This window comes from Longimicrobium sp., from assembly GCF_036554565.1.
Lineage (GTDB): Bacteria > Gemmatimonadota > Gemmatimonadetes > Longimicrobiales > Longimicrobiaceae > Longimicrobium.
Window position 1 is genome coordinate 1 of sequence record NZ_DATBNB010000488.1, and the last position, 11,090, is coordinate 11,090.

Genomic DNA, 11,090 nt, shown 5'->3' on the forward strand with positions numbered 1-11,090 from the left:
GCACCCTCGCTGGAAAGCCGGTACTTCGCGGGGCTGCAGATGATCGACGCGCTGAACTTCCTGCACGCCCGCGCGCCGATGATCGCGGTGCCCGGCAACCACGAGTTCGACGAGCGCCGCCCGGGCATGCTCGCCGGCGCCATCAACGCGTCGCGCTTTCCCTGGCTGGCCGCCAACGTCCGCCTGAACACCGGCGATGCCCAGGCCGACCGGCGCCTGGGCACCGACACCATCATCGACGCGGGCGGCATGCGCGTGGGCATCTTCACGCTCACCTTCGTGGACTCGCCCCGCGAGTACGCGTCCGTGGACACCGCGTACCTCGCCGTCGCCGAGCGCCAGATCCGCGAGCTGGAGTCCCAGGGCGCCGAAGCCATCATCGGACTGACGCACCTGGACCTGGAGCAGGACCGGCAGATTGCCGCGCTGCGCGCCGCGCATCCCAAGCTGGTGTGGATCGCGGGCGGGCACGAGCACTTCCTCATCCACCATCCGCTCACCGACAGCACCGCCGCCATCACCAAGGGCGACAGCAACGCGCGCCGCATCTGGCAGGTGGTGCTGGGCCGCCGCGGCGGCGCGCCGGCCGTGCGCGCCGACTCCATCGTCCTCGACGCCACGGTGCCCGTCGATCCCGCGTACCAGCGCCAGGTGCAGGCGAAGTGGGCCGACAGCATGCGCGCCAAGATCCCCTTCTACGACCAGGTGATCGGCCGCGCCGCCACGCGGATGGACGCGTCGGAGGAGGTGGTGCGCAACGAGGAAAGCGCGTGGGGCAACTGGCTGGCCGACGTGATGCGCCGCGCCTACCCCGACATCCCCGCCGACGTCGCCATTCTGAACGGCGGCGCCATCCGCATCGACGACGCCATCCAGGGCGACATCCGCTGGGAGCACCTGGCGCGCACCTTCGGCTTTCCCACGCGGGTGGGGCTGGTGTGGCTGCGTGGGCGCGACCTGCGAGAAACCGTGCTGGAGCGCGGCGTCGCGGGTGGACGGGGCGAGGGGCGCTTTCTGCAGGTATCCGGGATGCGCTTCAGCTACGACCGCGCGCGCGCGCCGGGGCAGCGCGTCACCTCGGTCGACATCCGGCGGGGCGACGCATGGGAGCCGCTGGACGACAACCGCGTGTACGTGGTGGCCGTTCCCGACTACCTGATGGGCGGCGGCGACACCTACTCCTTCCACAACCGCGCCGTGATGAGCATTCCGCCGGGGCCTGACCTGAGGCTGATGGCGTTCGATGCGCTGGCCGCCGCCTACGCCGCCGGGCAGCCCATCAGCCCGGCCGTGGAAGGCCGCATCACCGAACGCGGCGCGAACGGCGCCGCGCGTCCCTGACATTCCCACACCCGGAGTGAAATCCGTGAGCCAGGCGACTCCCGCCACCGCTGTCGAAGCGTTCTCCCCCAGCGAACTGGTCGTGCTCTTCGGCGACCGGTTCGTGCCCGACGCGTCGATGCTGTCCAGCAAGGAGGAAATCCTCACCAGCGGCGTACGCGTCAACTCGCAGACGCTGATGGAAAAGGCCATGCACGCCGCCGTGTGGACGCTGCAGCGCGCGGGCGCCGTCCGGCTGGAGATCCGCCAGGGCAAGGCGCTGTTCGGGCTGCTCAAGACGCGGAAGCTGCACCTGGTGCGCGGCACGGCCTCCGCCAGCTATCCCGACGGCTCGCTGGAGGCGCACCTAGTGGAGGCGGCGGGGATGGAGAACGAGCTGGATGCCGTGCTCGCGGCGTTCATCGGCCAGGACTCGCACGATCCCCCCGCGCGCGCCATCGGGCTGATGAAGCGGGGGCTCTACAGCCGCGGCCTGCTGGAGGTGGAAGAGAAGAAGACGTTGATGGTGTTCACCTCCATCACCTACGTGCTTCCCGCCTCCACGCGCGAGGTGGCCTCGCGGCAGGCCGTGGATCCCATCAAGCACCTGCTGGCGGAGGTGGAGCAGAAGGACCCGGAGCTGTTCAAGGCGGTGGACAAGGCTATCGACTCGGCGCGGGTGAAGATGACGGAGGTGCGCGACTGATGAGGAATTACGTGATCGTGCTGGGGCTGGTGGCAGCCATCACCGGGGGCATCGTGTTCTTCGTGCTCCGCGACAACCAGGCGGCCAGCCGGCGCCAGACCGCCGAGGCCGCGGCGATCGGGTTCGTGGCGACGCCGGCCACGTGGTTCAACGGCGACGAGAACGAGGAGGGGCACACGCTGACCTTTGCATTCGTCGACGGGCAGAACAACGTGCACAGCCGCAGGATGGACGAGATCACCTGGTACGACCCGGCGAAGACGTACAAGGTGTGCTACAACCCCGCCGACCCCAAGGACCACAAGCTCTACACCGCCGACCACAAGTGCGGCAGCTGACGGGCTGATCCACGGGGGCCCCGCCCCCGGCCCCTCCCCGCACAAACCCCGTGCGGAGAGGGGAGAACGACAAAAAGCCCGTGACACGGGCCGCTGTCGCGTCCGCGCGGGGCTTACCTGTACGCGCGCCGCACATACCGATGCGCGATGTCATCCCGATGGAGCGGCCACGGCGAACCCTCCCGCGCACCGCTGCCCGCAGCGACTGAGGGATCCGCCACACACTCACTGCCGTGCACCGATCTGGCCCACACGCCGCACCTGACGTGGAAGCCCGGACGCGCCATTTCGGCCTCCCCCACACCAGAGCAAGCCAGTCCGCGCAGGCGGACTTCGTGTGTTTGTTGCAGCGACTTCAGTCGCCCGTGCAGGGACCCGCGCCCGCACAGCTCTGCGGCCAGGGCCGAGGCCCACGGCTCGGTGACCGCTGCCGCGCCCAAGCTGTTACCCGCCCTCCGCAAGATCCTTCGGCCCGCCAAAGCCGGTGTACGGGTCGGCTTTGCGCGCCTGGGCCTCAGGATGACAGAATCCGGCGTGTGACCAAGGTGGCGCGTGGCGTTTTCCACTCTCCGCAAAGCGGGACCGTGCGGGGAGGGGCTGGGAGCGGCGCCCCCTTCACCCCACCGGGTCGAACGCGAAGAGGCGGCGGAAGGAGGCCTCGGTGACAGACGGCGGCGTCAGGCGGAACATGGTTTCACGCAGCCGCACCGCCGCGGCGTTCTGCCACTGCCCGATGCGGCCGTACGCCAGCGACTGCCGCGTGATCCACGCCGTGCGGCGGAACCGCCGGGCCTCGTACGCGCGCAGCCCCGCCGCGGCATCGCTCGCGTTTGCGAGGCAGCAGGCGAGCACCGCCCCGTCCTCGATGGCCATGCACCCGCCCTGCCCCAGGTTGGGCGTGGTGGGATGCGCCGCGTCGCCCAGCAGCGTCACGCGCCCGCGTCCCCAGCGGCGGACGGGCGGACGTTCGTACGTGCCGTTCTTCAGGATCTCGTCGTCCGCCGTGGCCTCGATCAATTGCGGAATGGGATGGTGCCAGCCGCCGAACATGCGCAGCAGCTTCGCCTTGCGCTCCGCTCCCTCCTCCGGCGCGTTCTCGGGCTCATTCGCGGTGGCCCACCAGGCCACACGCCCCCCGCCGATGGGCACGATGCCGAAGCGCTGCCCGCGGCCGAGCGTTTCGATCAGCGTGTCGCACTCCGCCGTCCTCGCGGGTGCGACGCCGCGCCACACGGGATAGCCGCGGTAGACGGGCGGTCCATCGTTCAGCAGCTGCTCGCGGACGGCGGAGCGCAGGCCGTCGGCGCCCACCAGGCAGGCACCCGCGACGGAGCCCGCGTCCCCGAAGTCGGACTCCACACCCGATGCGGTCTCGCGGAACCGTGCGAACGCGGCGCCCGTGTTGACCGCCCACGAAGGGAGCGCCTCCAGCAGCACGGAGTGAAGGTCCGCGCGGTGGATCAGCACGCCCGGCGCGTCCATCGCCGGAACATCGAACACGGTCAGCAGGCGCCCGTCCGCAGCCCGCCCCTCGCCGCGCGTGTACGGGTGCCCGCGGCGGATGATCTCGTCCAGCAGTCCCCAGCGGCGGAGTTGGGCCGTGGCGTTCGGCCACAGGCTGATGCCGGCGCCCACCTCGCGCAGCTCGGGCGCACGCTCGTACACCTGCGCGTCGATGCCCGCGCGCCGTAGCGCGATCGCCGCAGACAGCCCGCCGATCCCGCCGCCGATCACGATCACGCCGTCGCTCATCGCATCCTCCGTCCGCTGTAGCCTGCAGCCCTGCCGGATTCCGGATGACAAGCTACGCGGCCCGCGCCTGTCGCGTGATAGGTAGATCGGCTCATCCGCGGTGGGGAATGTCCTGACGGGAAGGGCCGCCGGTTTGACGCTTCACCTGCACGCCCTCCAGACTGGCCGAAGCGCACCTCACCCGCGCTGTCCGAGGCCCCGGGAACCGTGACCGCTGCCGCGCCCAAGTTCCAAGGCGTCCGCGGCTAGATCCTTCGCCCCGCGCGGCAGGGTGTGTAGGCTGGTACGGTGCGCTTGGGGCTCAGGATGACAGGCCCTGGTGCGCGGCCGAGGGTTGGGGAGCGCACCACACTGGCTCCCTTCCCCCGCGCAGTTTGCGGGGGAAGGGTTGGGGATGGGGGGCGCCCGCCGACCGCACCGAATCCTGCCGCCAGCGGATCGATTTGTCTCCTCTCTCCACAGCAGTACCGTGCCGGCCCTCTGGTTCGTGCGCGGCCGGCTCAGGTGCTCGCGGCGAGGCCGGTTAGTTCCGCGCTGAGTTGCCAGAGGCGGCGGGCGGATTCGTTGTCCTGGGCGGCGCGGGACGGGTGCTTGGGCTTCTCGTCCTTGAAGTACTCGCCCGTGATGCCCGCCACGTCGGGGGACGAGGCGAGGTAGATGGCCGTGCGCGCGCCCTCTTCGGCGGTGCGGATGAAAGGCTTCAGCAGGCGCAGCGGGGCCCATCCGCCGAACAGGAGCGCCGTGCCCACGACGCCCGGGTGCAGGGCGTTCGCCGTCACCTCCGCGGCGGGGACGCGGCGGGCCAGCTCGCGCGTGAAAAGGATATTGAAGAGCTTGGCATTCGAATACGCGCGCAGGGCACCGTACTTTCGGCGCATCTGGATGTCGTTCCACGAGAACGAGGCGTGGTGGTGCGCCTCCGAGCTCACCGTCACTACGCGGGCCGGGGCGCCGGCGCGGAGCGCATCCAGCAGCAGGTGGGTCAGCAGGAACGGGGCGAGATGGTTGACGGCCAGCTGCATCTCCATCCCGTCCGCCGTCACCTGGCGCTTCTTGGTGTAGATGGCGGCGTTGTTCACGAGCACGTGGATCGCCGGATGGCGGCTGCGGATCTCCGCCGCGGCGGCGCGCACCTGGGCCTGGACGCCCAAGTCCGCGATCACCGTTTCCACCCGCGAGTGGCCCGCGGCGCGGGCGATTGCCTCGCGCGTAGCCCGGGCCTTGTCCGCGTTGCGCGCGACGAGGACGACGGTGGCGCCCATCCCCGCCAGCGCCGCCGCCGTCGCCTGGCCGATCCCCGCCGTGGCGCCGGTAACCACGCACACCCGCCCCTCCATCTCCCCCGCCATTCGTTCTCCGTCCGTTACAGGATTCGGCCACGCCGAGGTTGCCGGATGCACTCACCGCCGCGAGTTTCCAGAGAGCATCCAGCAGACCCAAAGTGAAGCAGCGAATGACGCAGAAACTCGACCGCCGCGAATTCTTCCGCCGCGCCGCCGTGCTGGGCGGCGGCGCCCTCATGGCCCCCGGCCTGGTGGGCCTTTCCGCCTGTTCACACGCCACCAACGGCCTTCCGCGCACCCCAGGCTACGGGCCGCTGGTGCGCAGCGCGGACGTCCCGGAGCTGTGGATTCCCCAAGGGTTCCGGGCCCGAAAGCTCAGCACGACCAAGGCGCCGTCGCTCGTAAACCCGAACCTGACGGTCAAGTACGGCGTGGACGGGATGGCCGCCTTCCCCGGGCCAAACGGCAGCGTGCGGCTTGTGCGCAACCACGAGGTGTCGGACAATGGGACGGTGGCCAGGCTGCTGGGCCCGGGCGAGCGCGCCTACGACCGCAAGGCGGGCGGCGGCACCAGCACCCTGCAGCTTCGGCAGGCGCCGGACGGCGAGGTGGCGCTGGAGCAGGAGTTCATCAGCCTCAGCGGAACGCACACCAACTGCGCCGGCGGCCGCACGCCCTGGGGCACGTGGATCTCCTGCGAGGAGACGACCGTGGGCCTGGCGCGCGGGTACGAGCAGCCGCACGGCTACTGCTTCGAGGTGGCGGCCAGCGCGAACGCGGAGGTGCAGCCGGTGCCGCTGAAGGCCATGGGCCGCTTCGTTCACGAGGCGGTGGCGGTGGATCCCGCAACCTCCATCGTCTACCTGACGGAAGACATCACCTACGACCCCGCCGTGCCTGCGGGGCGCGCGGCGGGCTTCTACCGCTTCGTTCCGGCGACGCCGGGCGACCTGCGGACGGGGCGCCTGCAGATGCTCTCCATCGTCGACCGCCCGAACTACCTTACGTTCCGCGGCCAGCAGGCGGGCGTGGCGTACCGCACGGGCTGGGTAGACATCCCGGACCCGGACCCGGCGGCGGCCGAGGAGAACTCGTCCGCCGTGTTCCAGCAGGGATGGGCGCGGGGCGGGGCGGCGTTCCAGCGGCTGGAGGGGTGCTTCGCGGCCGACGGAAGCATCTACTTCAACTCCACCACCGGGGGTGACGTCGGCGCCGGCCAGGTGTGGCGCTACCGGCCGGGCCGGGCCGGCGCCGGAGAGCTGGCGCTGGTGTTCGAGTCGCCGTCGCGCGACGTGCTGGACAGCCCCGACAACCTGTGCGTCAGCCCGCGCGGGGGGCTGGTGATCTGCGAGGACGGGCTGGGCGTGCAGTTCCTGCGCGGCCTTACTCCCGACGGCGAGATCTTCGACGTGGTGCACACCGACGGCCCCTCAGCCGAGACCGCGGGTGCGTGCTTCAGCCCGAACGGACGCACGCTGTTCTTCAACATCCAGGGCGGCACCAACGCCACCACCTCGGCGAACATGCAGGGCGGCACGTACGCCATCTGGGGGCCCTGGGAGAACGGGGCACTGTAGGAAGATCAACAGAAGGTCTCACGCGGAGGCGCGGAGAACGCGGAGGAACAGAACGCGCCTCCGCAGTTCTCCGCGACCTCCGCGCCTCCGCGTGACCCCCTGCAGTCCGTCGCTGATCAGTCCAGCCCGTCCCACTCCGCGTGGAAGCGCTCCAGGAACTGCTCCATGAACCGGTGCCGCCCCTCGGCCATGCGGCGCGCGGAAGGGGTGTTCATCCGGTCGCGGAGCAGCAGCAGCTTTTCGTGGAAGTGGTTGATGGTGGGGCCCGTGCTGGATTTGTAGCGCTCGAAGCTCTCGTGCATCTCCGGCGCCGCGTCGGGCTCGTGCATGGGGCGTCCGCGGCTGCCTCCGTACGCGAACGCCCGCCCCACGCCCACGGCGCCGATGGCATCCAGCCGATCCGCGTCCTGCACCACGCGGCCCTCGGGTGAGCTCATGGGCGTGGTCACCCCGGCGCCCTTGAACGACAGCTCGGCGATGATTGTGGCCACGTGCTCCGTCACCTCGGGGTCCACGCCGAGCCCCGACAGCCACTCCCGGGCCGCGCGCGGCCCGGCGCTGGCGTCGCCGCCGTGGAACTTGTGGTCGGCCACGTCGTGCAGCAGCGCCGCCAGTTCCACGACGTAGGCATCGGCACCTTCCTCGCCCGCCAGCCGCAGCGCCACGCGCCGCACCCGGTGCACGTGCCACCAGTCGTGGCCCGTTCCCTCGCCCGACATCCGCTCCCGCACGAACGCTTCCGTCCGCCGGAGGATCTCTCCCGGCTCCATCGTCATCTCGGCCTCATCACCGCTCGTGGGGGACCCAAACAGATCTGAACTGCATTTCACGCCGAGGACGCAGAGAAAACGGAGAGGACGCAGAGGAGCCGCGGCAGCCCTCTGCGTCCTCTCTTTTCCCTCCGCGCTCTCTGCATGAGACGTTACCGCGGCCAGTCGCGCGCGGCCGGCGATCAGCGGCGCCGGAACGCGACGGGCTGGGCTGTGGCCCGGCCCATGAACAGGGTTCCTGTCATCTCCTTCGGTGCGACCACGTCGGCCTCCAGCCCGAGTGCGAAGATCCGCACGTGGCCGAAATCCCAGGTTCCCTCCACCGCCAGCGTCTCGGGCGAGTCGTCGTGGAACAGGGCGGCCGTGCCGGTGAGGCGAGTCCCGGTCTGCTGCAGATCCAGGTGGATGGAGTCGTAGGGCACCCCGCCCAGCGTGGCGCGCCAGCGTCCGCCCGCCTCCGGCCCCGTCGCGTTGAACGGATTCCCGCACGCCGACAGCAGTGCGATCGCAAGGAAGGACGCAGCCCCTCGTATCATCGTTCCTCTCTAGGCGGGGCGCGAGCGGTCGGCGATCAGCGTGGCGAAGCCGTTCTCGTCGGCGATGTCCAGCGCGTAGTCCAGCGGCCGGTCCTTGCGAATCCAGGGGAAGGGGAGCACGGGAATGGGCTCCAGCAGCTCGGCCAGCGCCTCCAGGTTGGTGCGCTCGGCGATCCCCTGGCGGTCGGGGCTCACGTTGTTCAGCACCACGCCGCGCACCCGCAGGCCGGCGTCGTGGGCGGCGCGCACGGTGAGCATGGTGTGGTTCAGCGCGCCCAGGCGGTTGCCGGCCACGATCACCAGGTCCAGGTCCCATCCCACGAACAGCCCGTCCCAGGCCAGGTCGCGCGTCAGCGGCACCAGCAGCCCGCCCGCCCCCTCCACGACGATCCCCTCGCGCCCCTCGGAAAGGGAGCGGTACGCCACGTCGAGCGCATCCAGGTCCAGCACGCCGCCCGATCGAGAGAGCGTCACCCACGGGGCCAGGGGCTCGGTCAGCAGCAGCGGCCGCACCAGGTCGATGGGGTCGTCCGCGCCCGCCGCGTCGCGAAGGCGCAGGGCGTCGCTGGCGGGGTCGTCGGCCTTGACCCCCGTTTCGATGGGCTTCATGCCGGCCACGCGCATCCCCCGCCGGCGCATCAGCCCCAGAAGGACGGTGCCCACGTACGTCTTGCCGACGCTGGTTTCCGTTCCCGTTATCCCCAGCCGGATCATCGGTCTTCACTCCGGGTGCGCGCGGGTGCGGAAAGGCCTTGTGCCGAGCGCCCGCCGACCCGAATCTGTACGACGATGGCTCCCATGGAGCTCGCACAAAGGTGGGTCCGCCGCCGCCCGCGCGAAAGGCCCCGGCAAGAGGTCCGCATCGTACACGCCACACCCCGCACCGTCCCGCGGCGCGTGCTTCCCGGCCCCGGCCAGCACCTTGCATCATCCCGCGCGCCGGTCTGGTTCATGGGCACCTCCTGAATCGTCTAGATGCCGCACCGAATGCGCACCCGACCGCCGCTTTCCGTACCCGCGCTCCCCGGCCGCGACGAGCTGTACCGTCTGCTGGTGGAGAACGTCACCGACTACGCCATCATCATGCTGAGCCCCGAGGGCCGCGTGGTGACGTGGACGGAGGGCGCGGAGCGGATGTTCGGGTACCGCGAGGCCGAGGTGCTGGGGAGCCCCTTCTCCATCTTCTTTCCCCCCGAAGACGCCGAGTCGGGCACCCCCGAGCGCGACCTGAACCAGGCGGCGGCGGACGGGCGCTGCGAAACGGTCGCCTGGCGGATGCGGCAGGACGGCTCGCGCCTGTGGGTGAGCGTGGTGATCACGGCCATCCACGACCAGTCGGCGCGGCTGATCGGGTTCGGGCAGATCACCCGCGACCTCACCGAGCGCAAGGAAGTGGCGATCCGGTACGAGGAAAGCCGCCAGCGCTACCGCTCGCTCTTCGACAACAACCCCGACGCCATCTGCTCGTTCGACCTGGACGGCACCCTGCGCACCGCCAATCCCGCGGCCGAGGCGCTGACCGGCTACGAGATCGAAGACCTGCGGATGCGCTCGTTCTGGTCGCTGATGGCCCCCGACGACCGCGACCGGATGCGCGCGCTCTTCGAGCAGGCGGCGCAGGGCGAACCCTGCCATGCGCAGACCGCGCTGGTGCACCGGGTGGGCAAGCGGGTGGACCTGCGGGTGACGCTGGTGCCCATCATCGTGCAGGGGCAGAACATCGGCGTGTACTGCATTGCCGAGGACGTCACCGAGCGCCTGCGCGCCGAGGCCGAGCGCGAGTCCCTTCTCCTCCGTGAGCGCATCGCCCGCGCCGAGGCCGAGGCGGCCAACCAGGCCAAGACGCACTTCCTGGCCGTGGTGACGCACGAGCTCAAGACGCCGCTTCACGCCATCACGGGGTACACGGAGCTGCTGCGCGAAGAGGCCGCGGCGCTCAGCGACATGCAGCGGCGCCACCTGGAGCGCATCCGAAGCAACGGCCACCAGTTGCTGCGGATGATCGAGGACGTGCTGGGCTACGCGCGGCTGGACGCGGGGGGCGAAGGCGTGAAGCTGGGCCGGGTGAACCTGGCCGAGGTGGCGGCGGAGGCAGTGCGCGAGGTGAACCCGGCGGCCACGCAGAAAGGGCTGACGGTAGAGGTGCACGAGGGCGAGGAGTGCGTCGCCGAGACCGACCGCCGCCGTGTGCGCGAGCTGCTGCGCGCGCTGCTTTCCAACGCGGTGAAGTTCACGGAAGCGGGGCGGGTGGACGTAACGCTCAGCCGGGACACGTCTTGGGTGGCGGTGGAAGTGTCCGACACGGGAATCGGGCTGGACACGGACCAGATCGAGATGATCTGGGAGCCCTTCTGGCAGGCGGCCAACCCCATGACCCGCAAGGCGGGCGGCAGCGGGCTGGGGCTGAGCATCGCGCGGCGCCTGGCGACGCTGCTGGGGGGAGACCTGCAGGTAGCCAGCACCCCCGGCCAGGGGAGCAGCTTCACCCTGCGCCTCCCCATCGCCCACGGCTGACCGCTGGACAGAAGCACAGACCTCGGCCCTGCTGGGGCGACTGAAATCGCGGCAACAAAGGCCCAAAGTCCGCCTTCGCGGACTGCACGCGCAGTCGGGCGCGCAAAGGCCAGCCGGAGCGCGATCGAATTCTCCCTTTCCCCCGCTTGCGGGGGAGAGGGCCGGGGAGAGAGGGCGGCTGGGGGCATGCGCCGCGTCACCCGAAGCGCACGGTCCCCGGCCCTCGTTCATGTCGAGTGCGCGAGGCGAGCCGAAGCGCGTTTCAGGTCTCCCCCTCCCCTGCGCAGCGGGGGA

General features: G+C 70.7%; 10 protein-coding genes. 5 read left to right on the forward strand and 5 right to left on the reverse strand.

The window, feature by feature from the left end; genetic code table 11:
• From VIB55_RS13330 to VIB55_RS13340, 3 genes are all read left to right on the forward strand, one after another.
• Positions 1-1,341 (forward strand): bifunctional metallophosphatase/5'-nucleotidase (locus VIB55_RS13330; RefSeq protein WP_331877144.1); only part of this gene is annotated, 1,341 nt, incomplete at its 5' end.
• A 25-nt stretch (positions 1,342-1,366) separates the two neighbouring features.
• The gene (locus tag VIB55_RS13335) at positions 1,367-2,026 is read left to right on the forward strand and encodes a hypothetical protein (protein ID WP_331877145.1); all 660 of its coding nucleotides are present in this window, start codon (positions 1,367-1,369) and stop codon (positions 2,024-2,026) included.
• A complete protein-coding gene (locus VIB55_RS13340) occupies positions 2,026-2,364 on the forward strand; it encodes a hypothetical protein (protein WP_331877146.1) in 339 nt (112 codons plus the stop codon). Before VIB55_RS13335 ends, VIB55_RS13340 begins: the two co-directional genes overlap by 1 nt.
• A 615-nt stretch (positions 2,365-2,979) precedes the next feature.
• Here VIB55_RS13340 and VIB55_RS13345 read toward each other — a convergent pair.
• Together VIB55_RS13345 and VIB55_RS13350 are read right to left on the reverse strand one after the other, a co-directional pair.
• Positions 2,980-4,116, reverse strand: coding sequence for an FAD-dependent monooxygenase (locus tag VIB55_RS13345; protein ID WP_331877147.1), 1,137 nt, complete (start codon positions 4,114-4,116; stop codon positions 2,980-2,982).
• A gap of 500 nt (positions 4,117-4,616) precedes the next feature.
• Positions 4,617-5,465, reverse strand: coding sequence for an SDR family oxidoreductase (locus VIB55_RS13350; protein WP_331877148.1), 849 nt, complete (start codon positions 5,463-5,465; stop codon positions 4,617-4,619).
• A gap of 104 nt (positions 5,466-5,569) precedes the next feature.
• Between VIB55_RS13350 and VIB55_RS13355 the strand changes: the two genes are divergently transcribed.
• Complete coding sequence (locus tag VIB55_RS13355; protein ID WP_331877149.1) at positions 5,570-6,976, forward strand: PhoX family protein; 1,407 nt, start codon at positions 5,570-5,572, stop codon at positions 6,974-6,976.
• A gap of 116 nt (positions 6,977-7,092) precedes the next feature.
• Here the strand turns inward: VIB55_RS13355 and VIB55_RS13360 are convergent, their stop codons facing one another.
• The 3 genes from VIB55_RS13360 to bioD all read right to left on the reverse strand — a co-directional run bounded on the left by VIB55_RS13360 (position 7,093) and on the right by bioD (position 8,996).
• A complete protein-coding gene (locus VIB55_RS13360) occupies positions 7,093-7,752 on the reverse strand; it encodes an HD domain-containing protein (RefSeq protein WP_331877150.1) in 660 nt (219 codons plus the stop codon).
• 176 nt (positions 7,753-7,928) lie between these two features.
• Positions 7,929-8,282 carry a hypothetical protein gene (locus tag VIB55_RS13365; RefSeq protein ID WP_331877151.1) on the reverse strand — a complete coding sequence of 118 codons (354 nt, stop codon included), beginning with the start codon at positions 8,280-8,282 and terminating at the stop codon, positions 7,929-7,931.
• 9 nt (positions 8,283-8,291) lie between these two features.
• Positions 8,292-8,996 carry a dethiobiotin synthase gene (gene bioD / locus VIB55_RS13370; protein ID WP_331877152.1) on the reverse strand — a complete coding sequence of 235 codons (705 nt, stop codon included), beginning with the start codon at positions 8,994-8,996 and terminating at the stop codon, positions 8,292-8,294.
• 261 nt (positions 8,997-9,257) lie between these two features.
• Here bioD and VIB55_RS13375 point away from each other — a divergent pair, with 261 nt between their 5' ends.
• Entirely contained in the window at positions 9,258-10,796 is a 1,539-nt protein-coding gene (locus tag VIB55_RS13375) for a PAS domain S-box protein (protein WP_331877153.1), read from the forward strand.
• The last annotated feature ends 294 nt before the right edge of the window (positions 10,797-11,090 follow it).

What these genes read in the sequence shown, in the direction of transcription:
- VIB55_RS13340 (WP_331877146.1), top strand. Translation starts at nt 2,026, where the DNA reads ATGAGGAATTACGTGATCGTGCTGGGGCTGGTGGCAGCCATCACCGGG.
- VIB55_RS13345 (WP_331877147.1), bottom strand. Translation starts at nt 4,116, where the DNA reads ATGAGCGACGGCGTGATCGTGATCGGCGGCGGGATCGGCGGGCTGTCT.
- VIB55_RS13350 (WP_331877148.1), bottom strand. Translation starts at nt 5,465, where the DNA reads ATGGCGGGGGAGATGGAGGGGCGGGTGTGCGTGGTTACCGGCGCCACG.
- VIB55_RS13355 (WP_331877149.1), top strand. Translation starts at nt 5,570, where the DNA reads ATGACGCAGAAACTCGACCGCCGCGAATTCTTCCGCCGCGCCGCCGTG.
- VIB55_RS13360 (WP_331877150.1), bottom strand. Translation starts at nt 7,752, where the DNA reads ATGACGATGGAGCCGGGAGAGATCCTCCGGCGGACGGAAGCGTTCGTG.
- VIB55_RS13365 (WP_331877151.1), bottom strand. Translation starts at nt 8,282, where the DNA reads ATGATACGAGGGGCTGCGTCCTTCCTTGCGATCGCACTGCTGTCGGCG.
- bioD (WP_331877152.1), bottom strand. Translation starts at nt 8,996, where the DNA reads ATGATCCGGCTGGGGATAACGGGAACGGAAACCAGCGTCGGCAAGACG.
- VIB55_RS13375 (WP_331877153.1), top strand. Translation starts at nt 9,258, where the DNA reads ATGCCGCACCGAATGCGCACCCGACCGCCGCTTTCCGTACCCGCGCTC.